The sequence below is a fragment of the Ignavibacteriota bacterium genome, assembly GCA_019637995.1.
Lineage (GTDB): Bacteria > Bacteroidota > Ignavibacteria > Kapaibacteriales > UBA2268 > JANJTB01.
The window spans coordinates 206,231-232,393 of sequence record JAHBUQ010000004.1; the positions used below are offsets into that span (position 1 = coordinate 206,231).

The window sequence follows — 26,163 nt, forward strand, 5'->3', positions numbered from 1 at the left end:
ATAACTGAATAGAAAATAAATGACAAGACTTGAATTATGTAATAAACATCGGAAGTTTTACTATGGGGTCAGAATCACCGATTAAACGGATTATAAGATTTCGTGGATTAAGAACAAGAAAAATCCCCCCTTTGCCAAAGATGGCAGGGGGATTGGACTTCTAATATTTGACATATTTCTCAATTATTCATATAACTCATCAAAATAAAATCGTTTATTTTCGTTTATATTTTGTTATAATACTTGTTAAAATAAATAATTTATCTATATGTCAGAAAGTAGAAATGAACAAAGCAGACGCAGGTTTGAGGAACTTGATATATTGGAATCAAGCGGTCTGAATGCATATCCTTATAGTTTTGATAAAACGCACAACAGTATCGAAATTCTTGGAAATTACAAAGATGAAGAGCCGGATAATTTTGCAGAAGTAGCTGTGGCAGGCAGGATTACTGCTATTCGCAGAATGGGTAAAGCATCATTCTTTCATATTCTTGACCAGGACGGAAAAATTCAGATTTACCTAAAGAAAGATGAATTACCTGAATTTTACGAACATCTGAAATTGCTTGATATTGGTGATATTATCGGCGTGAAGGGCTTTGTATTCCGCACAAAGACTGGTGAAGTTTCTGTCCATGCAAAATCTGCCGAATTACTTTGCAAATCATTAACTCCGCTTCCAGTCGCTAAAGAAGAAATTGATGAAGCCGGCAATAAAATTGTTCATGATGCTTTCACCGACAAAGAAGCACGATACCGCAAACGCTATATAGATTTGATAGTTAACCCGCAGATTCGCACTACTTTTATCAAGCGTTCAAAAATTATTACTGCTATGCGTCGCTATTTTGATTCACGCGGCTGGCTTGAAGTTGAAACTCCCGTATTGCAGCCGATTTACGGTGGTGCAACTGCAAGACCATTTGTAACTCATCATAATGCTCTTGATATTCCATTGTATTTGAGAATTGCCGATGAACTTTATCTCAAAAGACTAATTGTCGGTGGCTTTGAAGGCGTCTATGAAATTTCCAAGAATTTCCGTAATGAAGGTATGGACAAGATGCACAATCCGGAATTTACTTCAATGGAAATTTATGTTGCATACAAAGACTACAACTGGATGATGGAAATGACTGAAAATCTCATAAGTTCAATATGTATGGAAGTTAACGGCACGACTGAAATTGAGTTCTCAGGAAAAAATATTTCACTTGCTGCTCCATTCAGACGTGCCTCGATGTTCGATTTATTTCAGGAATATACAGGCAAAAACTTACGTGGAATGAGCCGCGACCAGCTTGCAGAAGTTGCTAAATCAATGGGTATTGATGTTGATGATTCATTCAGCAGTATGAAACTTCTTGATGAAATTTTCTCCGAAAAAGTTGAGCATCACCTGATTCAGCCAACTTTTGTGATTGATTATCCGGTTGAAATGTCGCCACTTGCTAAAAAACACCGCACTGAAGAGGGCTTAGTCGAGAGATTTGAACTTTTCATAAATGGTGGAGAAATTGCAAATTCATTTTCAGAGCTTAATGATGCACGCGACCAGAGAGCAAGATTGGAAGAGCAGTCACGAATCCGTGCCGCAGGTGATGATGAGGCAATGGTTCTTGATGAAGATTTTCTGAATGCACTCGAAATAGGTATGCCTCCCACAGCAGGGCTTGGTATCGGTATTGACCGCCTTGTGATGCTGATGACCGGAGAAACCTCAATTCGTGATGTGTTATTCTTCCCTCAAATGAAACCGGAAATTATAAAAAAATCTGAAGAGTAAGTTTTGTTTGATAAACCGATTGATATAATTTTAAATGTATTAAATGAATGGTATGTTGGAATAATTGCGACTTTGCCAAGTCTGGTTGTTGCTATTATTACGCTAATTATTTTTACATTTATAGCAAAATATTCAAGGAAATTGTCAAACAAAATTTTAGATAAGGTTTCAACGGCTAAATCAGCCAATAGTTTAATGTCAAATGTAATTTACATTGTAGTAATAATTATTGGGCTGATGGTTGCACTAAGTTTCCTTAATCTTGATGGTACTGTAAATAAGATTTTAGCCGGTGCGGGTATTATTGGATTGGGTATATCTTTTGCATTTCAGGATATTATTGCAAATATCTTCTCGGGTGCAATAATTGCCGTGAAAAATCTTGTGAAAATTGGCGACTTGATTGAAACTAACGGCGTTTTTGGAAGGGTAGAAAAAATTGGAATGAGAACCGTAGAGATGAATAATCTCGATGGTCAGCTTGTTGTTATTCCAAGCCGGCTCGTACTTCAGAATATTATTAAGCACTTTACAGCAAACGGAAAACGACGGGTGGTAATTGAAGTTGGCATTTCTTATTCAGAAAATTTACAATTTGTAAAAGATATAACTTTAAATGCAATTAGAAAAGTCCCGGGTTTACTTCAAGATGAACCGGTTGAATTTTATTATACCAAATTTGATGACAGTTCGATAAATTTCAAGACGCGATTTTGGATAGAATCCATAAATCAACCGACATATCTTGAGGCAGTCAGCAATTCAATAATGAATATAAAATCTGCTTTTGATGAAAACGGTATAACAATACCATTCCCAATCAGAACTTTAGTTGTTGGAAAAAATACAATTTCAGAAATAATTGAAACAAAGAAAATTTAAATGCAGTTCTCATATACAGAGCCAAAGACGGGATTTTTCAGAAAGAATAAGCAGCTGCTAATATTTTTTACACTTCTTAGCATAACATTTGTTACTTGTATGATTTCAGGTACCCAATGGGCTTATAAAAATTTTTACGAAATTACGAACTGGCATTATGGAACTACTTATGCGATACTAATACTTACATTTCTTAGCGCCCATGAATTTGGTCACTATTTTGCAGCACGATTTCACAAAGTAGATGCTACTCTCCCCTACTATATCCCGTTTCCGTTTACAATTGCACTGAATTTCGGTACTCTTGGTGCAGTGATTAAGACTCGAAGCCCTATTCCAAGCCGCAGAGCATTATTTGATATAGGTGTTTCAGGTCCAATAGCAGGTTTTATTGTAGCAACCGGATTTTTGATTTACGGACTTCAGACACTTCCGGGAATTGAATTTATTTACAATATTCATCCTGACTATGTTGGGCATTTAGGAGGAAAAATTCCTGAAACAGGTCTTCACTTTGGAGACACTTTGTATTACTACATTTTGTCAAAACTCTTTGCAAACCCAAGTGGATTTTTGCCCCCGATGAATGAAATTTATCATTATCCTTTTCTGAATGTAGGGTGGTTTGGTCTGTTTGTAACTTCGCTGAATATGCTTCCAATGGGGCAGCTCGATGGTGGGCATACTACATATTCTATGTTTGGAGAAAAAGCTCACAGGATAATATCCAAAACAATTTTCAGAATGTTGCTGACAATGGGAATTTTGTCTGTATTGGGATTGCTTCACGAATTCTTCTTAGAAGATATTGACAACACCATTTTTTTGACTTTCAAATCAATTATTTTCCCTGCTCTTGATTTTATTAAAGAAAAGGTTCCGTTTCTTTTTCAATTTTGGTCCGGCTGGCTTTTCTGGGCAGTAATATCAAAATTCGCTCTCAAATTGCATCATCCTCCGGTGGAAGACAATGCACCATTAGGAGCCGGAAGAATGATAATCGGATTTATGACATTAGCAATACTTATGCTCAGCTTTGCATTTAATGGCGTGTATATAAAATAATTTTGTATACAATTGAAATAGTCATTAATTGAAATGAGAAGTAGTATCATTTATGTGATTTTGAAGTCAAACAGAAGCATTCGCGAAGTATTTCACTTATAATTGATCAAGTTTTTTCTTATAATACAAAATTATTTAAAAAAATTTAATTAAGTAGTACATTTCAGTTAAAACCAAATAGAAGGGGCTTTCTTTTTACAAGACAGCCCCTGATATATTCAAAACAACTAAATCAATCAGCCCTTGCTTCAGTATATACATTAAATGAAGGGGGGTCGAAGATTGCCTTTTTGACAGCACATTGATTGACTGATTTAACCAAAGCATCATAATATTTTTCGGGAAAATCTTTTGGTACTGAAATCTTGATATTTATTTCAGAAACTTTTTGCTGAATCGGGTCGTATTTTAGATTTTGAATTAACTCGATATTATCAGCCGGAATTCCGCGACTGTCACAGAACCCTTTGACATAAATGCCGCCACAGGTAGCTATTGATGCTAAGAAAAGCTCGAAAGGAGCTGGTGCAGAGCCATCTCCACCACCTCCAACAGGTTGGTCTGTCTGAATTATAAATCCGTTTTGTTCTGCATATACTTTTTTATTGCCCGGAAAAAACACTCTAATTGCCATTTTTCGTCTCCTATTGTTTATACTTGTATTATTTTTAATAACTAATTTTACAATATTGCTAATTAGCAATATACAAAAATAAGCAAATTAATTGATATGAAAAAATTTTTAATATATTTTACTTTGATTTTCATATTGGCTGTCATATCGGCAGCTTTATATGGCAATTTTATTATTAATCAGAAAATTGATAAAACTCAGCCTTTAAAGATTAATATTCCAAAGGGTTCGGGTATAGCTAAAGTAGTCGAAATTCTCAATAAGGAAGGAATTGCAGAGCCGGCAAAATATTATGTATTGTATCTAAAATATCTGACTTATATAAAAAAGCAGTATATTCAGGCAGGCGTATATCTTTTTCCTGAAAATTTGACAACACAGGAATTGCTTGATGCAATGTTCAAAGGCGAATATCTTTATGTGGCTAAGGTTACATTTCCGGAAGGAATCGGCTATCAGCATTTTGCCTCACTATTAAAACATAAGATTTTGGTTGATTCAGTAGAATTTGTAAGACTTGCTCAGTCAGATTCTTTGCTTAAATCGCACAGTATCCCGACGAAAAATGTTGACGGTTATCTTCTTCCTGATACTTATGAATTTTATATGGAAAGTAGCGCCTCAGAAATAATTGACAAACTCCTTAACCATCATAAGAAAATGTATGACAGAATATTGTCGCAATCATCTAATTCAAAAAATTTCACTAAGCACGAAGTACTTACCCTCGCATCAATTGTGGAAGCTGAAACTCCCGAAGATGATGAAAGGGTTAGAGTTGCAGGTTTATACATTAATCGTCTCGACAAAGGAATGTTACTACAGGCAGACCCAACTGTAGCATATTTTCTTAATGGAAAGAAAAGAATTTTATATAGCGATTTAAAAATAAATAATCCTTACAATACATACATCAATGCCGGTTTGCCTCCGGGTCCGATAAATAATCCGGGAAGTAAATCAATTCGTGCAGCACTTAATCACGAGAATCACGATTATTATTATATGGTTACAGTCGGCGATGGTACTCGCAGACATAATTTCAGCAAGACATATACCGAACATCAGCGATATGTTGCAGAATTCAGGAAAAGAGTCAGTCAGATTAAGAAATAAATAATTCCCTTTATTTTAAATCAAAATTTAATTACTTTTGTAAGATTGTTTTTAATAATTTAAATATAGACTTTTTATGGAAAGACTTTGGTCACCATGGCGATCTCAGTATATTGGAACTTTCAAGGAAAACGAAAAAAAAGATTCTGAGGTGTGTTTTTTTTGCAATGCAATTAAGCTTAATGAAGTCAGTATGGATACACTAATCGTTCATATTGGTAATACTTCATTTGTAATAATGAATAAATATCCTTATAATAACGGGCATTTGCTGATTTCTCCCAAAAAGCATACAGGAAATCTTGATGATTTGACTACTAATGAAATGAATGAAATTATGCAGCTTCAATCATCAGCTGTAAAAGTGCTTGAAAATATATATAAACCGCATGGTTTCAATATTGGTGCAAATCTTGGACGAGCAGCAGGAGCAGGTGTTCCGGGTCATCTTCACTATCATGTTTTACCAAGATGGAATGGTGATACTAACTTTATGCCTATTCTTGCTGAGACAAAAGTGCTTTCTCAGTCACTTGAGGATTCATTTAATCAAATTGCCGCCGGTTTTAAAGCTCTAAGATTATGAATTTGAAATCTATAAAACCCAATAAATCACTTGGCCAGAACTTCCTGATTGACAGGAATATTGCGGCAAAAACAGTGAAAATTATAAATGCTGACGAAAATTCGTATGTAATTGAAATTGGGCCTGGAACCGGAGCCCTGACATCACTACTTTTGGAAACCAATTGCAATTTAACTGCAATTGAAATTGACGAAAGAGCATTTTTAGAGCTTTCAGAAAAGTATCCAAAAGAAAAGTATCCAAAGTTTAATTTGATGAAAATGGATTTCAGGGATTTCGATTTCTATGGTATTGGCAATAATCTTAAAGTAATTGGCAACATTCCATATTACTTATCTTCTGAAATATTTTTTAAATTATTTGAAGCTACTCCAAATATTGAACTTGCTGTAATGACAATTCAAAAGGAAGTCGCCAAGCGTTTGACCTCAAAACGCGGCTCAAAAGATTTCGGAATACTTACTCTTGCGATGATGATGAGCGGTACGTGCAAAATTGAATTTGATGTACCGCCTGCCTGCTTCTATCCTGCACCAAATGTGATGTCATCTGTAATAAAAATGGATTTTAAGAATATTCCAAATCCTGTAAATGATTATAAAAAGATTATGAAAATCATCAGGCTGGCATTTAGTCAAAGGCGAAAAATGCTATCAAATTCTATAAAAGACTATTTGAATAATATCCAAATTGATGCAAGTTCACCGGAATTTGAAAAGTATAGTCAATATTTAACAAGAAGACCGGAAGAATTGCTTCCTGAAGATTTTGAGTATTTGCTTAATATAATTGAAAGTTATAGAAAGCAGAATTGAAATCGCACCTAACGATTATCATAAATAACTTCAGTTTCCGTCTAAACAAATTCATATAGTTTCATAAAATCATATATAAAATGTTTTTCGCGGTTACGGTAGGAATTTTAGTTTCAGTAATTGTGCCTTTCCTTTTTAAGGTTTCGAGGCGTACTGCACCGTATCTGATTTCACTTGTGCCTCTCGGAATATTTCTTTTTTACATGAATTTCTATCCTGCTGTCAGCTCCGGCGAAGTTTTCTCCGAAAGCCACAGTTGGTTCCCTTCCATGGATATTAATTTATTATTCCGTATAGATGGCTTAGCCCTTCTATTTGCATTAATTATAAGTGGGATAGGTATATCGGTATTTTTCTATGCAGCTAAATATATGTCTGATTATAAAGAAATAGATAAATTCTATATTTATATTTTAATCTTTATGTCGGCGATGCTTGGGGTTGTTACATCTGATAATTTCATGGCTCTTTTTGTATTTTGGGAACTAACCTCAATAAGCTCATTCTTGCTTATTGGATTTAATCATGATAAAGAAAAATCCCGCTATGCCGCACTTCAGGCATTGCTTGTAACAGCACTTGGCGGTTTGGCAATGCTCGGAGGATTCATCGTGCTTGCAAATATCGCAGGTACTTACCAAATCAGTCAATTAGTTGAAAATAAAGATATAATTTTAAATCACGACTTATACGAATTATCAGTAATATTAATTCTTGCCGGTGCATTTACAAAATCAGCACAGTTTCCGTTTCATTTTTGGCTACCAAATGCAATGGAAGCGCCAACTCCTGTGAGTGCTTATCTTCACTCAGCCACTATGGTAAAAGCCGGTATTTTTCTTCTTGCACGATTGAATCCTTCTCTTAGTGGCAGCGAATTATGGTCTTCGGCTCTATTGAATGCAGGAGCTCTGACTATGATAATGGCGATAATACTCTCTATCAAACAAAGTGATTTAAAGAAAATTTTAGCATATACAACTCTGAGTGTTCTTGGTACTCTGACAATGCTGATAGGTATTGGAGGCGAGAAAGCGCTTGCAGCAATGGCTATGTATCTTCTTGCACACAGCTTGTATAAAGCAGCTCTATTCCTTCTTGCCGGAATTATTGACCATGAGACCGGAACACGAAATATTGATGAAGTAGGTGGTATGCGCAGTAAAATGAAAATTTCATTTTCGATTGGCATTCTGGCTTCAATATCAATGATGGGAATATTGCCTTTATTTGGGTTTATTGCCAAGGAAGCAATGTACGACAGTGTTTTATATTCGGAATATGGCACCTATTTGATTTATTTTGCTGTTCTTGCTGGTATTCTTAACTTTGCAGCTGCCGGTTTTGCCGGATTAAAGCCCTTTATTGGAAAATTTCATCATCCTGAAGGAAGTAAACCACACGAAGCGCCTGTTGAAATGTGGCTAAGTGCAATGATTCCTGCTGCATTGGGCTTGATTATCGGTCTTCTTCCTGGATTCACAGTCGAAGGACTAATCAATAGTTCAGCCGGTTCTGCTCTAGGATTGCCAGTTAATTTACATCTTTCCTTGTGGCATGGATTCAACACAGTACTGATTCTGAGTTTATTGACAATTGTACTGGGAACAACCGTATATTTAACTCGTTCGAAATGGATTAAATTCGCACTTTCTATTAAAACTCCAAGTGCGTCAAAGCCATCTGTCTGGTATGATTATTTAGTAAGTTTACTTCAAAATTCTGCAAGATTATCAACTGTATTGCTACAAAATGGAAACCAGCGTAATTATATTTCTATAATAATGCTTACGGTTATTTCCCTAACAGGAATTTCAATTATTGATTCAGGAGTATTATCCAATATTCAATTTGAGCATGATTATTACTTGCATGAATTAATAGTCTTAGCGTTGATGGTAATTTCCACAATAGCAACTATCAAATCAAAAGGAAGACTAACGGCTGTCGCTTCAATAGGTGTGCTTGGGTTCGCAGTATCGCTTACCTTTATAATCTTCAGTGCCCCGGATTTAGCAATGACTCAATTCGCAGTCGAAACCCTGACTGTTATACTTTTTGTACTTGTGTTGTACAAACTACCAAAATTCGTTGACTACTCTTCGAAAAGCGAGCGGGCACGAGACCTTATACTTTCTATTACAATGGGTGTGATGGTTACACTTGTAATATTGCTCGTTTTAAATGAAGAGGTACCGAGCGAACTGAAGTCATATTATGCCAATTCCAGTTATATTTTAGCTAAAGGCAGAAATATAGTAAATGTAATTCTGGTTGATTTTCGTGCTTTAGATACATTAGGTGAAATCACGGTTTTGTCAATAGCTGCATTGGGTGTATATGCCCTTCTTAGATTAAATAAGGAGGAAAAATAAATGAAATCCATAATTCTTCAGACCGCAGTAAGATATATAGTTCCACTAATGCTGTTATTCTCGTTTTTTGTTTTGCTGAGAGGTCATAATGAACCGGGTGGCGGATTTGTAGGAGGTTTGGTCGCTGCAATAGCATATTCACTTTATGTACTTGCATTCGGCATACGACTGGCTAAAAGAATATTCAAGTATGAGCCGATTAATGTTATCATCTTAGGCTTATCAATAGCTTTATTATCATCAATAATTCCAATAGTTTTAGGCTATGATTTTATGACAGGAATATGGGGCGAATACAAATTTCCGATTTTAGGAAAATTAGGTACTCCATTCTTATTTGATATTGGCGTTTATTTTGTTGTGCTTGGAATATCACTTAAAATCATTTTTACAATTTCCGAAGAGGTTGAAGGATGATACTGTTACTTGCACTTGCTACCGGAATGCTTTACACTGCGGGATTTTATATGATTCTCAGGCGCAGTATAGTTAAAATAATCTTTGGCTTGATATTTCTTGGTCATGCCGCCAATTTATTAATTTTTACAGTCGGAAGATTAACCCGCGCTTCAGCGGCATTTATTCAGGAGGGTGCTGAAATTGCTCCCATTACAATTGCCGAACCTGTTTCACAGGCACTTATACTGACTGCAATAGTAATTGGTTTCGGTGTGCAGGCTTTTGCTATAGTTCTTCTCAAGAAAGCATATATCGAAGTAGGTGATGACGATATAAACAAACTAAGGTCAACCGACAGGCTGGATTACTAAATATATGATGACACTAAATAACATATTGATTTTACCAATTATAATGCCATTGTTTTTTGCACTGGTAATGCTTGCTTTCAGAAATAAAATTCAGGCACAGAGGACAATTAATATAATCGGAAGCATTATATCATTGGTAGTTTCAATAATTATTATCATTTCAATTAATGAGCACGGCACTACTTCACTGAATTCAGGCTCGTGGTCAGCACCTTTTGGCATTACTGTTGTAGCTGATTTATTCAGCAGCATAATGGTTGTAATTACTGCGATAATTGGACTTACAACTGCTGTGTATTCAACTGCAACAATTGATAAAAAACACGAAAAGCACTTTTATTATCCGCTTCTGCAATTTCTTCTGATGGGTGTAAATGGCGCTTTCCTTACAGGTGATATGTTCAATTTGTATGTCTGGTATGAGGTTATGCTAATATCTTCTTTCGTTCTTCTTGCCATGGGTGGCAAGCAGGAGCAATTGGAAGGAGCAATCAAGTATGTTACTCTCAATCTCATAGCGTCCTCATTTTTTCTTGCAGCTGTAGGTGTACTTTATGGACTTGCCGGTACTCTTAATATGGCGCATCTTGCAATCAAGGTTCCGATGCTTGCTAATCAGGACTTAGTTCAACTTATTTCGATGCTGTTCTTTGTTGCATTCGGAATTAAATCAGCAATTTTTCCACTTTTCTTTTGGCTTCCGGCTTCATATCATACACCACCTGTTGCCATATCTGCAATCTTTGCAGGTCTTTTGACAAAGGTTGGGGTCTATTCACTATATCGCGTCTTTACATTAATTTTTATTACCAATACTGAATTTACACAATTTATAATACTTAGTATCGGTGGCTTGACAATGCTTACAGGTGTGCTTGGTGCTGCAGCACAATATGATTTCCGCAGAATATTGTCATTCCATATAATCAGCCAGATTGGCTATATGATTGTTGGTTTGGGCTTAAATTCAGCTCTTGCCCTCACAGGCGGAATCTTCTATATTATGCATCATATTATAGTAAAAACCAATCTATTTTTAGTAAGCGGAGTTATTAATGAATATCGTGGCTCATATCAGCTCAAAAAATTAGGCGGGAATTTCAGCAAATATCCATTTATAGCATTACTGTTTTTAATTCCGGCAATGTCGCTTGCAGGAATACCTCCACTATCGGGCTTCTGGGCTAAGTTTATGGTAGTAAAGGCAAGTTTTGATGCATCAGACTACTTGACGGCAGGCGTCGCTCTTTTTGTGGGACTTCTGACTTTATACTCAATGATAAAGATTTGGAATGAAGTATTCTGGAAACCAAACCCGGATGAAAGCGATTATTCTCATAAATTGACTTTTAAGAAAAAAGCAGCTTTGTTTATACCTGTAATTATGCTTGCTGCAATTACTTTGTACATCGGATTTTCCGTTGAATCAATATTCGAAATTGCTAAAAACGCTGCAAATTCTTTAATGGACAGAGAGAGTTATATCCGTGCAGTATTAGGAGATATCAGATGAATATTTTCCTTTTAAATATGATACTTGCATTATCATGGGCATTGCTCACTGGTAATTTGGACTTCATTAACTTTGTGCAGGGATTTGTAATCGGATATATAATTTTATATGTTTTAAGAAGTGCAATTGGAGCAAATAAATATTTTAGAAGAATCCCTAAAATTATAAGTTTTGTGCTATTTTTTCTAAAAGAGCTCATAAAAGCGAATCTCATTGTAGCTTTTGATATTCTGACTCCAAAAGACCACATGAGACCCGGTATTATTGAGCTTGAGCTTGATGCTGAAACTGATGCTGAAATCACAATTTTAGCAAATATGATTACAATGACACCCGGCACTTTATCAATAGATTTATCTGAGGACAAGACAAAATTATATATACATGCAATGTATATTGAGGATATTGAACTTACAAAAAAAGACCTGAAGGAAAATTTCGAGAGACCATTACTGGAGGTTATGAGATGAGTTATTTTGAAATTGTAGTTTATATTTCGCTTGGCTTAATTGGTCTTTCTATGCTGATTGTACTCTACAGAATTATCTACGGTCCTGCATTTGAAGACAGAGTTGTAGCTCTTGACTTAATTTCAACAAGTACCATAGCATTCATAGCGGCTTATGCAATTTTGACAAATACAAAAATTGTTCTTGATGTCGGTATTATTATAGGATTGATATCTTTTATCGCAACTATTGGTTTTGCCTATTACCTCGAAAGGAGAACAAGCGATGGTTAATTTCGTTGAATTATTTGCCGGAATAGCACTTTTAATTGGTTCACTTTTTATTTTAATATCAGCTATCGGATTAATAAAAATGCCTGATATTTTTTTAAGAATGTCTGCAACAACAAAAGCAGTAACTTTTGGAGTAAGTTTTGTATTGATTGGAGCATCAATTTTCTTTGGCGACATCGGTACAATAACCCGTTCGGTAGTTATAATTTTATTTTTATTTCTCACTGCGCCGGTTGCTGCCCACATGATTGGCAGGGCAGCTTATTTCGATGGAGTGTATATTTGGCAAAAGACAATTGTCAATGAAATGGAAAATAAATATTTTTCATCAAATCATAAGCGAAAAGTAAGGCGATTTAACGAAAACGATGAATTAATCGGACCGGAAAACGATACAGAGAATGATTAAGCATACTATTGCTTTTTAATTCGCAAATAACGGTTACGGGCTAGTAATTGCATATCTGAATCAACATCGTGCTCATCAAGTATTTCGATTCCAAGCAAAGTTTCGATTATGTCTTCCATAGTAACTAATCCTGCTGTTCCACCAAATTCATCAACAACCAGTGATATCTGCTCCTTGTTGTCGAGCAGTTTCTCAAATAGAACAGATATATTCATGTCTTCAGATATTGTAATCATTTTTCGCTTTAAATTTGAAAGTAGTTCCAATCTGTTGTTATCTTTCAGATTACTCAAAATATCATTTTTATGCACATACCCTGTTATTATATCAATTGACTTGTCAAATACCGGAATTCTTGTAAAGGAGTTGACATTATTATAGCTTAGAAACTCATCTATACTTATATTTTCAGGAGCGGCAAAAATAACACTTCTTGGTGTCATAACTGCTTCAGCTGTAATATAATGAAGGTTGAGAATATTATGAATAGTATTTTTCTCACGTTCAGTAATGACATTTGAAGTAGATGCAAGGCTTGTCATTGCAGAAATTTCATCACGTGTAATCAGTTCAACTTTTTTATCTTTTACAAAAAGAGAGGTTAATAATTTAGATAAATATACAAACGGATATGCAATATAGATAAAACCCTGAATCATATATGTCGCAAACGGAAGTAAATTTTTCCAATAATAAGCACCCAATGATTTGGGGATAATTTCTGTAACAATTAAAATCAGTATAGTCATAATTGCAGAAACAATTGCAAGTGCAGGATCACCCCATATCTTTACTGCTTCAGCACCGACTCCGGCAGCACCAACAGTATGAGCAATTGTATTGAGCGTGAGTATAGCTGCAAGGGGTTTCTCTATATTTAGCTTAAGCTCTCTGATGATTTTTCCGTAGCCGCTTTTTCTGTTTACCGATTCGAGAAAAGTCGGAGGTACGGTTAGAAGTATTGCTTCGAATAATGAGCAAAGAAACGAAACAATAAGTGCCATAAACAGATAAAAAAACAGCATTTCCATTATGGAGCCACATCAAGTATAATAAAATAATATTGTATTCCTATATTTACGTAGGGTTCAGATTCATTCATATTTTTTTTCAGCGTCTTAAACGATTATAATTAGGGTTGTCGGAAATAACGATGTCCAGTTTTTGCGGGTTACTGTATTCTGTTACTTTGATTGTAAAATCATCAAAAAAGTATGAACCGGAGAATTCAACATTTTTGCCTGTGTTCCTTGCAGGCTCATATTTGCCTTGCATCTCAATAAATTTATCAAGAAAAAAATCACCCTTTTCGAGCGAGGCACTTATTGTCATGGAATTAATTGTTTCATTTTTACTGTTGTAAGAAAATTTGTAGTAACCATCAACCAAATCTTCAACATCTTCCACCACAATTGATTTAATAAGGTCTTTTCCTCTTGAATTAGAAGGGTTATTGAATTTCATTTTTTTGGAACCAAGAGAGGTCCACAAGTCTTCAGCACGGTAAAGCTGGTCACCGGGTAGTACGCTGAAATGTTCACGTAGAAAATCTTCTATGAGAACAGCTTTTTTGGGCATTACACCGCTTCTCGGTGCGCCTCTTTGTGATAATAATGATACAGTTTGTAATAAGAAAGCTGATATTATCAGGATAATTATTTTTTTCATAATTCATCAATTAATGATTTACAAATATATTTATCATTAATAAACGGTTTATCCGTCATAATTATTTTTAAATTCGGAAATATTTTCAATAATGAATTTTTTAAATCCATTAGTATTAATTGGCCTATTTGCAGCAGCAATACCTGTATTGTTGCATTTATTAAATTTACGCAAATTAAAAACTGTAGAATTTTCATCGCTAAAATTTTTAAAAGAGTTGCAAAAAACACAAATCAGAAAGCTGAAACTTAAACAAATTTTGCTTTTGATACTCAGAACCTTACTGATAATTTTCGCCGTTTTGGCATTTGCACGTCCTACTATCCCCGGTTCGATTCCTTATTTTGAGTCCTACGCCAAAACTTCTGCAGTTATAATTATTGACAATTCATTCAGTATGGATATTTCCGATGAATTCGGTAGCAGATTCAATCAAGCTAAAACAGCTGCCGCAAATATTATTAAGAATTTTAGCGACGGTGATGAAGTTGCAGTTCTGTCAATGAGCGGAGAAAAATATGCTGCTCCAAGTTATTCACGTAATTTCGACTATATTTTACAGCAGATTAATTCAATTAAAATATCCAATATACCGGCGAATCTGAATCAATCTCTGCGATTTGCATCCGCTCTTGCTTCAGATGCTTCTAATTTAAACAAAGAAATATATATTATTTCGGATGCGCAGAGTAATATTTTTGATATAATCAATAATGATACTGTAAGACTCCAATCAGTGTTTACATCTGCAGTCATTGTACCTGTGGGACTCAATTCCAAAGCTGATTTGCAAAATTTGTCAATTGATTCGGTCAGTCTGATTTCTTCAATATTTGAGCAGGATAAGCAGGTAGAAACTGAAGTATTTATTCGAAATGGTTCGAAGAATACGATTAAAGATGTTGTTGTAAGTTTGGAATTTGACAACAAACCCGTAGCTCAGAGAAGTGCAGATATAGCTTCTGGTGAAACTATATCATTTTTGATTGCAGCAGCTCCATCTAAAAGCGGACCAATAAAAGCAACTGCCAGACTCGAAAATGATATTCAGAATCTGGATAACTACCGATATTTCGGATTTAATATACCCCCTAAACCCAGACTTTTGATTTGCGGAAATAATACCTTTGGTTCTTTTTTAGGAATTGCACTGTCAACATTTTATAAAGATGAGAATATTAATAATCTCATCTTTACGAATTCAAATCAGCTGTCATCTGAAGATTTCATAAATTATGACGCAATAATAATTGCTGACGGGAATATTTCAAAAGCAAATTTATCCCGAATAAAACAATATATTTTTGCAGGTGGCTCGGTACTGATGTTTGCCAATGAAGATACAGATTTCAAAGATTTATCTTATTTCCTGAAAGAAGTTGGTATTGGTGCAATCAAAAAACGAAACTTTTCTGCTAATGAACCTGCAGAGTTTCAGAACGTTGACAAATCACATCCGGTTTTTGACGGTGTTTTTGATGATAAACCGGGTATAAGTCAAATCGAATCACCTCGTATTTATAAATCAATGCCTGCTGAATCAGGTTTGGCATTAATCAGTATGCCCGGTGGTGCTTTCCTCAGTGAAGCCCGTAAAAATGATGGCAAAATTTTATATATTGCAGTATCACAGGAAAATGACTGGAGCACACTGCCCCTTACTGGCATATATCCGACTCTCATTTATCGTTCAGTTTTGTATCTGACATCCTCTGAAGATAAAAGTGTTGATATAAAATCAGGCGAGTCACTAATATTCAGGATTCCTAACAGATTCCAAAATTCATCAGATTTCAAAATTGTTGACCCGAATGGAAATGAGTTTTTCCATAGTGCTGTAAGTCTGCCACAAGGAAAAGTTATTTCTTTTGAGAATTTGATAATTCCCGGAGTTTATTTTGTTTTGGACGAAAGCGATAAATATGTAGCTCAAATTGCTGTAAATATTGACGAAACTGAATCGCTTCTGCTACCATTAAACAAGGAAAATATCAAATCAGAATTATCAGAAAGACTACCAGAAACAAATATTGAGATAGAAGATAATATTCAGCAGCTTGCTGCCGGAATTTCAAGAATTAGAACCGGAACTGAACTTTGGCAGATTTTTATTCTACTTGCACTTATTGCTGCTATATCAGAGATGATTGTCCAAAGAGTCTCTAAAAATGAGGTTTCAGCTTAGTAAATATTCCGGTAAAGATGATATGTCAATCGTCATCATCTGAATTTTCTCCGAAAATAATTTTTTCATAATTATGGCGAATCATCTGGGATTCAACCATAAAGAAAACATCTTCAGCTATCGAAGCGGCATAATCACCTATTTGCTCGCAGAAGTTTGAAATTTGGAACATTGCGAAAGCTTCATCAACAAACTCAGGATTATCTTTAAGAATTGATTTTATGAGTTCAATATTTTTCATATTAAGCTCGTTAAGTAATAGTTCATCCTTTAAAACTATCTGTGCAAGGCTTGAGTTATTATCCGATATAGATTTAAAAGCATCTTCAGTCATTTTTAAAGTAAGTCGGAATATGTCGTTAAATGCAAGTTTACTAAAGAATATTGGCTTTGTGTAATGAATATTTCGAAATGTTTTAGCAATATCTACAACCAAATCACCAATAAATTCGACGCGATTATTAATCAGAAATGTTGATAAAATGAATCTCAGGTCACTTGCCACAGGCTGATTTAATGCAAATATTTTCTGACAGGTTTTATCAATTTTGATATCGTAATCATTAATTATTTCATCATTTAGTATTACTTTATCAGATATTTCCTTATTATTATTTTCAATAGCGAAAAATATTGATTTAACCTGCTCTTCAGCAAGTTTAGCCATTTCCAGAATTCTTTTTCTAAGTTTGTTAATTCTTTTTTCGTAATTTTTATCAAGCATAGGTATTTGCTCCAAAAAATAAATGTTATTTAACCAAATCTTCCGGTAACATAATCTTCAGTTTGTTTGTTTGTTGGGTTTGTGAACATTTTGGTGGTTCTATCATATTCAATAAGTTCACCTTCATAGAAAAAAGCAGTAAAATCGCTTACTCTTGCAGCTTGCTGAAGATTATGAGTTACTATAATAATTGTGTAATCTTTTTTTAAACTATGAATTAATTCTTCGATTTTTGCTGTAGAGACCGGGTCTAATGCACTTGCAGGCTCATCAAGGAGTAACACTTCAGGTTTGACAGCGAGGGCTCTTGCAATACAAAGCCTTTGTTGCTGGCCACCGGATAAACTTAGCGCCGGACTTTTGAGTTTATCTTTTACTTCATCCCATAATGAAGCCATCTTCAGAGCTTTCTCTACCTCAAATTCAAGTCTGCCTTTGTCATTTACAAGATTATTGATAATCAGTCCAAAAGCAACATTATCATAAACTGTTTTTGGAAATGGATTTGATTTCTGGAAAATCATCCCGACTTTTTTTCTGAGAATTACGGGGTCTATATATTTATCATATATTGAAACTCCATCAAGATAAAGCCCACCCTCAATCTTTATATTTGAAAGATGGTCATTCAAACGGTTAATGGCACGCAAAAAAGTAGTCTTTCCGCAACCGGAAGGACCGATAAGTGCTGTAACAGAATTCTCGGTAATAACTATATTTACATTTTTTAGCGCCTGAGTATCTCCATAATAAAAGCAAAAATCATCTGCCTTTATCTTCTCGCCCTGTGATTTTTTATCTTTGCGTTTCAAATATTTCAATTATGACATTTATAAAATTCTAAAATAGTAAAAAACAATTAACTTATTCATATTTATTTGAAAATATTTGAAAATAATTAAAAATTTAAATAAAATTATGGTATACTATAAAATTATATTTGTATATAATATTATATTATACTACTTTTGTAATGTAAACCTTATTAAAATATAAAAAAGGATTTAATTTATGCGTTTGTTCCTGCTGATTTTAATGCTAATTATGATTTTGCTTTTACAATTTTTTACGGCAAAATCTGAAACAGAAACAATTCCTTCGCAAAATGTTAAAGGAAATGTACTCAATCAAAAAAATCTTCAGCCGGTAACCGGTGCTACTATTGCAATACTTGATACTAAACTAGGCACTTACTCTAAAAAAGATGGTGCTTTTTTAATTAAAGATGTTCCTGTTGGCAGGCATACTTTAAGAATCAGCGCTGTGGGATTTGAGCCGAGAATCATGAATATCGTTGTAACAAGCGGACGTGAAACAGTAATAAATGCAAATATTATTGAATCATTTGTTCTTATGGAAGAAATCATCGTAACAGCAAATAAGAGCAGCTTTGTTCCAATTAATGAATCTGTAATGATTTCGGCAACCGAATTCACAGTAGATGACGCTCAAAGATTTGCGGGAAGCAGGATGGACCCCGCACGTATGGCACAAAACTATGCAGGTGTGCTTGGTGCAAACGATAGCCGCAATGACATTATAATTCGTGGTGGCGCCCCCACTGAGTTGCTTTGGCGGGTGGACGGTCTCGACATACCAAATCCCAATCACTTTGCCACACAGGGTGCAACAGGTGGTCCCGTAAGTGCAATTAATACAATGATACTCGACAATAGTGATTTTTTAACCGGAGCTTTTCCGGTTGAGTATCAGGACAGAATGTCAGGAGTATTTGATTTGAGAACCAGAAGCGGAAATCGTGATAATTACGAATACTATGGTCAGTTCGGATTCAATGGTATTGAATTGGGCGCTGAAGGTCCTCTGCCGGGCAGGAAAGGTTCATTTTTGGCAAGTTACAGATATTCATTTCTTGGGCTTCTTGAAGTGATGGGTGTTGATTTTGGTTTCGCCGGAATTCCAAAATATCAGGATGCAAGTTTTAAAACAGACTTATCTGCGTCTCAAAATCATAAGATTTCCCTAACCGGATTATGGGGAACAAGCGATATAAATATTAAAGAGTCCGAAACTGATGACCCCGCAACAGGTGAGAATGACATTAAAAATGGCACTGACTTCCTTGCTCTGGCTTTAAACTGGAATTACCTGATTTCTGAAAAAGTATATATAAATACCCTCTTGGGATTTAATTATGCAAATTACCGTACGGCACTGGATTCAATAACAGTTTCACAGGAGGGGGTAGTATCATCTCTTGACCCATGGTTTACATCCCGAAATTCTGAAGGATTTTACAATTTGAAGTCCACATTAAATTATTCGCCTGATAAAAGAAATATTTTCAAATTTGGTTTGGAGGGCAGGTTCAGATTTTACGATTTTTCAGAGGAAAGACTGACACCAAGCTCAGACGGTAGTTTTTATAATCTTTTATCAGATGGAAATACAACTCAATACATGATGTTTGCTAACTGGAACCACAGATTTACATCAGAGTTTCAGATTAATGCCGGCATACTTACACAATATTTATCACTAAGTGGCAAAACTACTTTCGAACCGAGATTATCAGCCGCTTATAAAATATCAGAAATAAGCACTCTCAATGCGGGTTTTGGAGTTCATCGCCAGTCACTTCCACTCATTACAGCAATGAGTACAGAAAGTGGTGATAATCTTAACTTTATGCAGTCGCTACATTATATAGCCGGATATTCAGTTCTCCTTGCTGATGATGCCTTTATCAAAGTGGAAGGATATTTTAAAGATATTTCCAATGCACCTGTAAATGCCAATGAAGCTACATCATTCTCATTTTTAAATGCGGGAGCAAATTTCGGCAGTGTCTTTACAAGCAATGCTCTTGAAAGTGCGGGACTTGGAAAAACTTATGGTGCTGAGCTTTCATTAATCAAAAATTTCACTGATGGTTATTACATTACTGCAACTGCATCTTATGTAAGGCAGGAATATCGTGGTTCAGACAGAGTCTGGAGGTCGGGCGCCTTTGACAATCAGTATATTTTCAATATTCTTGGTGGTTACGAATGGGTTATTTCTCCGACTTTCACTCTTGAATTTGCAGTTAGATATACTCATGCGGGTGGGGCGCCATATACTCCGATAGATGTTGAGAGGTCTTTGCGGGATAATACTACCAGATATATTGACAGTGAGGCATTTTCACTCCGAAATCCTGATTATTCACGCTTCGACCTTAGAATTGATTTTCGTCACAATTTAAACAATATGTCAATTATCAGTTATTTTTCAGTTGAAAACTTATTTGTAAAGCAAAACGTTCTAATGAGCGTCTGGGACGGCAGCAATCAGGAAGTTAAACAAGTTTATCAGTTAGGTTTCTTTCCAATTGGCGGAGTAAGAATTGAATTTTAAAGGAATTAATTAATGAGTAAAATATTAGAAAATACACCGCTTCGTGAAAGAAAAGCAGCGCAAACAAAAATTGATGTGCTGAAAAGTATGTTAAGAAAAACTGATGTGAAAAAACTGGATGAAATTTCAGTAAAAGAATTATGCGATGATATCCTAATTTCTGAAGGCACATTTTTCAATTATTTCAAGAAAAAATCTGATTTACTAATATATTTCATAAAATTATGGACAATTCAGGCAGTTTACCTGGCTGATAAAAAATATGGTAAATCAAGCGGTCTGAAACGAATTGAATCAATATTCCTCTCTACTGCCGATAATCAGACAATCGGAAACAACAGAATTATGTATGAAATCATTGCATTTACAGCATTGGAAGAGTCTGAATATGAATTAGATTTTTCTACAATTTCTACAGTTGAGAAAGTACTCGCTTTTCCCGATAGTGAAGGCATTGAAGATGTTAATATTGAAAGTTTCAATGATATTTTCATTGATAATATTAAGCTGGCGGTAGAATTAGGCGAATTGCCTCCTAATATTGATTTTATGAGAGTTTTAATTTTCTTGGGCTCTCTTTTTTACGGAGTGCCCATAATTTTGAAAAATAAAAATGAGCAGATTATGGATTACTACACTTTTTCTTTAAATTCATTATGGGAGATTCTAAGAAAATCCGCTTAATACCTAAGCTCTTTTGTGATATGGATAGATTTTCTTTTGAAGTGCATAGATATAAGCCAATACCTGAGCTACAGACTTAAAAAGATTTTCCGGTATTTCCTGGTCAATTTTCACACTGCTGTATAGTGCTCGGGCAAGTGGCGGTTCTTCGACTATCGGAACATTATTCAGCTGAGCAATTTCTCTGATTTTCAATGCAAGGAAGTCAACACCTTTGGCTACAACAACAGGGGCATTCATTTGTCCCTGCTTATAAGCCAAAGCAACGGCGTAATGTGTCGGATTGGTTATTACAACATCAGCGGTTTTGACGTTACTTAACATGATTTTTCTAATTCGGGAAAGCATCAATCCTCGAATTTTTGCTTTTACCTTAGGGTCACCTTCAGATTGCTTACCTTCTTCTTTAACTTCGGTTTTAGTCATTTTCATGTCTTCTGCAAACTTCCATTTTTGATAAAAGAAGTCTGCAGCGGCAATGAAAATATAAACAGCTCCCATTTTAAGCAGAACTTCGAGTGCTAAGGCTCCCATTGAAGTGCCTACATCTGAAAAGGGTCGTTCTAAAAGTCCGACTAAAAGAGGTCCTTTACTTGCAAGGGAAGACCAAACAACAAGCCCAAGAACAATGACTTTGGCAAAGTTTTTGACTAACTCTACCATTGTGTGTTTTGAAAAGAAAATTCTTTTTAATCCCGGAAAAGGGTTAAATATTTTCTTGAAATTCAACCCTTCGGTAAATTTCTTTTTAGCAACATGAAACCCTACCTGAGATATTTCAGCTGATAATGCTAAGAATACAACCAAACCCATTATTGGAATCATTACACTTGCCATAAAAAACATGACATTATTAAATACACTCGGAATTGTATTGATATTAAGATTGACATTAGCTAAATTTCCAAAAATCTCTCTTGAAAATGCCTGATAACTTGATACAAATGGACCTACACTAAGAAAGACTCCCGTACCTCCTATAAGCAAAATTGTTGCTGTTGTAATATCCATACTTTTGGATACCTGTCCCTTATCTTTACCTTCTGTTAGCCGCTTGGTGGTGGCTTTCTCCGTCTTCTCCTGTCCATCTTGATTCTCAGCCATCTACACAGCTCCTGATTGGTTTAGAGTTAAGATTATATCCATAGTTTGAGACTGGAAATTCTGTAATGCCCATTTGATAATATATACAAGCAATGGCACCATTGTGAAAAGCATAGTTAGACCAACTGCAATTTTCACCTGAAATGAAAGCATAAATATATTTGTCTGTGGTGCAACACGAGCCAATAATGCAAGCGATAAATTTGAGCAGAAAAGAGCTACCAGAACAGGTGAAGCAAATTTAATAGCCAGTATAAAAACTGTTACTACCATCTTGACAAGTAATTGAATCGTAACAGCGCTAATGCTGAATTTAGATATCGGCACAATCTGAAAACTTAAATATAGAGATTCAATCAATTGATGATGTCCATTTATAAGGAAAAACAACATAAGTGCAATCAAATCTTTAAATTCACCTACAAGAGTAGGACTTACATTCGATATGTCAAAAAGTGTTGAAGTATTATAGCCCATCTCCATATCAATTATACCTCCAGCAAACCTCGCAGCGAAAAATACTAAATTGGCAGTATATCCTATAAGTACACCAAAAAAGAACTCTTTTAATGCTATAACAGTAACATTGAATAATTCAAATTCGATTGCAGGCTGATTCTCTGCAAATACATTTGTCATAATCATAGCCAAAATCGCCGCAAGCATTATCTTCACTTTGGTTTTTATAGCAGTACTTCTGAATACCGGAGCAGATGCAAACATACCAAGAATTCTGATGAAGATGAATCCACCGGTCAAAAATTTTGATGTTAATATTTCCAGAGTAGCACTGTCCATATTTTTGTGCTACATTCCTGCGATATAGTTCATTATATTTATAGTGAATGATTTCATCATGCTCATCATAAAAGGCAGAATTAAAATCATAACAATAAAAACACTTAATAACTTTGGTACAAAAGTCAGTGTCTGCTCCGAAATAGATGTAGCAGCCTGAAATATTGATATTGAAAGTCCAATTATCAATGATACCATCAAAAGTGGTCCTACCAACAAAATTACATGATAGAAAGCGTCTCTGATTATTTGAATTACGAATTGATCTGTTAACATTTTTTATTAAACCCTAATTTGTTATACTCTTGACTAATGAATCAATTATAAGATACCAACCATCTACCAAAATAAAAAGAAGTATTTTTATTGGTAATGATATAAGCTGGGGAGGCAATAGAAACATACCAAGCGACATTAGTGTACTTGCAATAACCATATCCAAAACCAAAAACGGTATGAACAGCATAAATCCAATTTGGAATGCAACTCTGATTTCACTTATTGAATACGCCGGAATCAGTGCCCAAATAGAAACATCCTGCGAACTTGCAGGTTTTCCGCCACCACTTAATTTAACAAATAGTCCCAAATCTTCATCCCGCACCTGCTTTAGCATAAATTGCTTAAATGGCTGCACAATATTATCCACAGCCTGCTCCTGCGTAATCTCATCTTTCATGTATGGTTGGATGCCTTTGTCATTTGCTTCATTAAAAACAGGCTGCATTATGAAAAATGTAAGAAACAAAGCCAGTCCTGTTACCAGCTGATTTGGCGGCTGATTTGTTGTTCCCATTGCTTGTTTTAAAAAATGAAGGACTATGACAATACGTGTAAAACATGTCATCATAATAAGAATTGAGGGAGCTAATGTCAGAACGGTCATTACAGCAAGAATTTGCAAACTTAAGACCAGGTCTGTGTCTCCACCATCAGAAGCTACATTTACAGAAATTCCCGGAACCTGAACTTGTTGGGAAAATGTTTCAAAACTTCCTACTGAAATAAATAAAATAATAGCTATAAATATGAAACGATTTACATTACCGGCTCTCAGATTCAAGTTTTGTATTCCTGAAGCTATTAAACCCCATCTTCCTGACTCTATGTTAATTTTGCTCAAATTCATACATTATAAATGTTAATTTAAAATTCAATTATACTATTACAACTAAAGTGCCACATAATCGAATAACATTTATAATATGCAGTATGTTGTTATTAATCAATAAATTACAGCATTATATCATTTAATTGCTTTAGATATTAAAAGTCCAGAATTGAATAATAATCATCAGTCTGGCTAAAAAGGAATTGTAATGAGTTATGAGAAATTATAAAAAAAACACAAGCCCTTGATTTCTCAAGGGCTTGTCAAGGGTTTATGTTGGAGTTTCAGTGATCTCGGCGGGAAACGAATATGTCTTTATAGTGTGTGATTACAAGGGGTTTCAAAAAGATTATAGTTCTTAGTTATTGATATTTTGATATTTATTTTGCTTACATTTTGCTTAATAATTCGAGTTCTTTCTCCAAATATTGAATTTCTGGAGTAGACAGATAAAAGCCTTTTTCGACATCTTTTGAGTGTCCGGCGATTAGATTTCTTACTTCTCCGGAAATACCCGCATTTCTCCAAATATTAATTGTAGTTTTACGAATTACGTGAAAAGAAATTTCCCAAGTCATTTCCGGATATTTTACCTTACATTTCTCCAAAGCATTTCGAAGATTCTTGGCAGGCGTTTGTTGGTTTTTCCAATTAAATGGTTTTGGCAAACCTTCTTCTTTAAGTGTTAAAAGGATTTCTTTTGCACGCGGGAATGAACGTAACGGCAATATTCGTTTACGTCCCCCCTTCCCTTTTATTATCAGAATATTTTCTTCTATATCTTCCCATTCTATATTCAATATTTCCTGAATTCTTAAAGCCGTAATAAAAGCAAATTCGAGCATATAAGCCATTGAAAGAAGACCGGTATTATTGAAATGCTGTAATAGTATTTCGATATGTTCTTTTGTGCAGGTAACAACTTCCTTATGTTTGTACTCCGGAATAAGTGCTTTAGGAATTGGATTCTTTTCCATCCATTCAAGCTCTACAGCATACTCAAACAACTTTTTCAGACGTTGAATTTTTTTCCAGATAGTATTATTTGACTGCGTTGAAAAATTCTTTTTATCTATTATCCGGTTACGGATTTCCTGAATATCTGTAAGTGGTAAATCAAAATTAAGATACTGTTTGTATAATGTTTTATAGTGAGATTGAGTAGCTTTATTAAGCTTGATTACTTTGTCGCGGTGGAACTGCATAATCAGTTCTGATAACATTTTTACATCATTTTTCTTAGTTGGTATAATTGTTTCTCTTAATCTTTGATTCAGAATGTCCATACAAACTTTTTTATTACGTGGATGCCATTCAAATCCTGTTGCCTGCCGGACAGAATTAACGGAAGTATAAACCATACCGTTACGATACCGGAAGCAGTATGCTTTGCGGTAGTTTGGATGTAGCCACCTTTCCTCGTTTGATTTAGCGTATCTGGGCATAATTTTAGTAGAACTTATAGAAATTTTTCTCAAAAATAACACTTTTTGCAGAATTATACTATACATATATTTGTATATTGGTAAGATTTTAGTAATTTTGTAATGTCATTTATTGAGAATTCGTAGATAAGTGATTTAACGTAATTTCAATTAGTAAGCAAAAAAAAATAGGAGTAATCATGTCGCATAATCAAGATATTTATAAAGCATGGCTTGAGTTGTTTAATCGCTCAAAGAAGAATGAATTAGATGAAGTTCAAACTAATGCACTTTTAAGCAATGGATTTATAAAGCAAAATTTTAAGTCTGATGAAGCAGGAAACAAGTATCCAACTGACCTAGTTCTAACAGATAAAGGGAATAACCTTTTATTTAAAAAGTAAGCCTT

Annotated in this window: 27 protein-coding genes; 17 read left to right on the forward strand and 10 right to left on the reverse strand. The window is 34.7% G+C overall.

The window, feature by feature from the left end; genetic code table 11:
* Positions 1 to 268: 268 nt before the first annotated feature.
* The 3 genes from lysS to KF896_15175 are packed head-to-tail and all read left to right on the forward strand — an operon-like array spanning position 269 to position 3,736.
* On the forward strand, positions 269 to 1,789 hold the full coding sequence (lysS, locus tag KF896_15165) for a lysine--tRNA ligase (protein ID MBX3045050.1): 1,521 nt from the start codon (positions 269 to 271) through the stop codon (positions 1,787 to 1,789).
* Between the two features lie 3 nt (positions 1,790 to 1,792).
* Positions 1,793 to 2,671, forward strand: a complete 879-nt coding sequence (locus tag KF896_15170; GenBank protein ID MBX3045051.1) for a mechanosensitive ion channel family protein — start codon at positions 1,793 to 1,795, stop codon at positions 2,669 to 2,671.
* On the forward strand, positions 2,672 to 3,736 hold the full coding sequence (locus KF896_15175) for a site-2 protease family protein (protein MBX3045052.1): 1,065 nt from the start codon (positions 2,672 to 2,674) through the stop codon (positions 3,734 to 3,736). It abuts the gene before it with no gap.
* 232 nt (positions 3,737 to 3,968) lie between these two features.
* On the opposite strand, the gene KF896_15180 is transcribed toward KF896_15175, so the two are convergent.
* Positions 3,969 to 4,370, reverse strand: a complete 402-nt coding sequence (locus tag KF896_15180; protein MBX3045053.1) for an OsmC family protein — start codon at positions 4,368 to 4,370, stop codon at positions 3,969 to 3,971.
* A gap of 96 nt (positions 4,371 to 4,466) precedes the next feature.
* Between KF896_15180 and mltG the strand changes: the two genes are divergently transcribed.
* The 10 genes from mltG to mnhG all read left to right on the forward strand — a co-directional run bounded on the left by mltG (position 4,467) and on the right by mnhG (position 12,696).
* Positions 4,467 to 5,486: an endolytic transglycosylase MltG gene (mltG, locus tag KF896_15185; protein ID MBX3045054.1), complete on the forward strand. Its 1,020-nt coding sequence runs from the start codon at positions 4,467 to 4,469 to the stop codon at positions 5,484 to 5,486.
* 76 nt (positions 5,487 to 5,562) lie between these two features.
* Complete coding sequence (locus KF896_15190; GenBank protein MBX3045055.1) at positions 5,563 to 6,072, forward strand: HIT domain-containing protein; 510 nt, start codon at positions 5,563 to 5,565, stop codon at positions 6,070 to 6,072.
* Positions 6,069 to 6,887: a ribosomal RNA small subunit methyltransferase A gene (rsmA, locus tag KF896_15195; protein ID MBX3045056.1), complete on the forward strand. Its 819-nt coding sequence runs from the start codon at positions 6,069 to 6,071 to the stop codon at positions 6,885 to 6,887. Before KF896_15190 ends, rsmA begins: the two co-directional genes overlap by 4 nt.
* Before the next feature lie 80 nt (positions 6,888 to 6,967).
* Entirely contained in the window at positions 6,968 to 9,262 is a 2,295-nt protein-coding gene (locus tag KF896_15200; protein MBX3045057.1) for a putative monovalent cation/H+ antiporter subunit A, read from the forward strand.
* A complete protein-coding gene (locus tag KF896_15205; protein ID MBX3045058.1) occupies positions 9,263 to 9,679 on the forward strand; it encodes a Na+/H+ antiporter subunit B in 417 nt (138 codons plus the stop codon). It abuts the gene before it with no gap.
* Positions 9,676 to 10,032: a Na+/H+ antiporter subunit C gene (locus KF896_15210; GenBank protein ID MBX3045059.1), complete on the forward strand. Its 357-nt coding sequence runs from the start codon at positions 9,676 to 9,678 to the stop codon at positions 10,030 to 10,032. Before KF896_15205 ends, KF896_15210 begins: the two co-directional genes overlap by 4 nt.
* A gap of 7 nt (positions 10,033 to 10,039) precedes the next feature.
* The gene (locus tag KF896_15215; protein ID MBX3045060.1) at positions 10,040 to 11,545 is read left to right on the forward strand and encodes a Na+/H+ antiporter subunit D; all 1,506 of its coding nucleotides are present in this window, start codon (positions 10,040 to 10,042) and stop codon (positions 11,543 to 11,545) included.
* Positions 11,542 to 12,015 (forward strand): Na+/H+ antiporter subunit E, encoded by a 474-nt coding sequence (locus KF896_15220; protein MBX3045061.1) that lies wholly within the window; start codon positions 11,542 to 11,544, stop codon positions 12,013 to 12,015. The genes KF896_15215 and KF896_15220 overlap by 4 nt, the downstream gene beginning before the upstream one ends.
* Positions 12,012 to 12,287 carry a cation:proton antiporter gene (locus KF896_15225; protein ID MBX3045062.1) on the forward strand — a complete coding sequence of 92 codons (276 nt, stop codon included), beginning with the start codon at positions 12,012 to 12,014 and terminating at the stop codon, positions 12,285 to 12,287. Before KF896_15220 ends, KF896_15225 begins: the two co-directional genes overlap by 4 nt.
* On the forward strand, positions 12,280 to 12,696 hold the full coding sequence (mnhG, locus tag KF896_15230) for a monovalent cation/H(+) antiporter subunit G (protein MBX3045063.1): 417 nt from the start codon (positions 12,280 to 12,282) through the stop codon (positions 12,694 to 12,696). Before KF896_15225 ends, mnhG begins: the two co-directional genes overlap by 8 nt.
* 5 nt (positions 12,697 to 12,701) lie before the next feature.
* On the opposite strand, the gene KF896_15235 is transcribed toward mnhG, so the two are convergent.
* Together KF896_15235 and KF896_15240 are read right to left on the reverse strand one after the other, a co-directional pair.
* Positions 12,702 to 13,727 (reverse strand): DUF21 domain-containing protein, encoded by a 1,026-nt coding sequence (locus KF896_15235; protein MBX3045064.1) that lies wholly within the window; start codon positions 13,725 to 13,727, stop codon positions 12,702 to 12,704.
* Between the two features lie 79 nt (positions 13,728 to 13,806).
* The gene (locus tag KF896_15240) at positions 13,807 to 14,364 is read right to left on the reverse strand and encodes a hypothetical protein (protein MBX3045065.1); all 558 of its coding nucleotides are present in this window, start codon (positions 14,362 to 14,364) and stop codon (positions 13,807 to 13,809) included.
* Positions 14,365 to 14,455: 91 nt separating this feature from the next.
* On the opposite strand from KF896_15240, the gene KF896_15245 reads away from it, so the two are divergent.
* Positions 14,456 to 16,549: a BatA and WFA domain-containing protein gene (locus KF896_15245; GenBank protein MBX3045066.1), complete on the forward strand. Its 2,094-nt coding sequence runs from the start codon at positions 14,456 to 14,458 to the stop codon at positions 16,547 to 16,549.
* 25 nt (positions 16,550 to 16,574) lie between these two features.
* On the opposite strand, the gene phoU is transcribed toward KF896_15245, so the two are convergent.
* Positions 16,575 to 17,273 carry a phosphate signaling complex protein PhoU gene (phoU, locus tag KF896_15250; protein MBX3045067.1) on the reverse strand — a complete coding sequence of 233 codons (699 nt, stop codon included), beginning with the start codon at positions 17,271 to 17,273 and terminating at the stop codon, positions 16,575 to 16,577.
* Positions 17,274 to 17,302: 29 nt separating this feature from the next.
* On the reverse strand, positions 17,303 to 18,049 hold the full coding sequence (gene pstB / locus KF896_15255) for a phosphate ABC transporter ATP-binding protein (protein ID MBX3045068.1): 747 nt from the start codon (positions 18,047 to 18,049) through the stop codon (positions 17,303 to 17,305).
* A gap of 235 nt (positions 18,050 to 18,284) precedes the next feature.
* Between pstB and KF896_15260 the strand changes: the two genes are divergently transcribed.
* Together KF896_15260 and KF896_15265 are read left to right on the forward strand one after the other, a co-directional pair.
* Positions 18,285 to 20,633, forward strand: coding sequence for a TonB-dependent receptor (locus KF896_15260; protein MBX3045069.1), 2,349 nt, complete (start codon positions 18,285 to 18,287; stop codon positions 20,631 to 20,633).
* 12 nt (positions 20,634 to 20,645) lie between these two features.
* On the forward strand, positions 20,646 to 21,317 hold the full coding sequence (locus tag KF896_15265; GenBank protein ID MBX3045070.1) for a hypothetical protein: 672 nt from the start codon (positions 20,646 to 20,648) through the stop codon (positions 21,315 to 21,317).
* Positions 21,318 to 21,320: 3 nt separating this feature from the next.
* Here the strand turns inward: KF896_15265 and flhB are convergent, their stop codons facing one another.
* The 5 genes from flhB to KF896_15290 form a co-directional block, all read right to left on the reverse strand.
* Positions 21,321 to 22,421, reverse strand: coding sequence for a flagellar biosynthesis protein FlhB (flhB, locus tag KF896_15270; GenBank protein MBX3045071.1), 1,101 nt, complete (start codon positions 22,419 to 22,421; stop codon positions 21,321 to 21,323).
* Positions 22,422 to 23,219: a flagellar biosynthetic protein FliR gene (locus KF896_15275; protein MBX3045072.1), complete on the reverse strand. Its 798-nt coding sequence runs from the start codon at positions 23,217 to 23,219 to the stop codon at positions 22,422 to 22,424.
* 9 nt (positions 23,220 to 23,228) lie between these two features.
* Positions 23,229 to 23,495 carry a flagellar biosynthesis protein FliQ gene (fliQ, locus tag KF896_15280; GenBank protein MBX3045073.1) on the reverse strand — a complete coding sequence of 89 codons (267 nt, stop codon included), beginning with the start codon at positions 23,493 to 23,495 and terminating at the stop codon, positions 23,229 to 23,231.
* A gap of 13 nt (positions 23,496 to 23,508) precedes the next feature.
* Complete coding sequence (gene fliP / locus KF896_15285) at positions 23,509 to 24,348, reverse strand: flagellar type III secretion system pore protein FliP (protein MBX3045074.1); 840 nt, start codon at positions 24,346 to 24,348, stop codon at positions 23,509 to 23,511.
* Between the two features lie 371 nt (positions 24,349 to 24,719).
* The gene (locus KF896_15290) at positions 24,720 to 25,808 is read right to left on the reverse strand and encodes a tyrosine-type recombinase/integrase (protein ID MBX3045075.1); all 1,089 of its coding nucleotides are present in this window, start codon (positions 25,806 to 25,808) and stop codon (positions 24,720 to 24,722) included.
* A 146-nt stretch (positions 25,809 to 25,954) separates the two neighbouring features.
* On the opposite strand from KF896_15290, the gene KF896_15295 reads away from it, so the two are divergent.
* Entirely contained in the window at positions 25,955 to 26,158 is a 204-nt protein-coding gene (locus tag KF896_15295) for a hypothetical protein (protein MBX3045076.1), read from the forward strand.
* Positions 26,159 to 26,163: the final 5 nt, after the last annotated feature.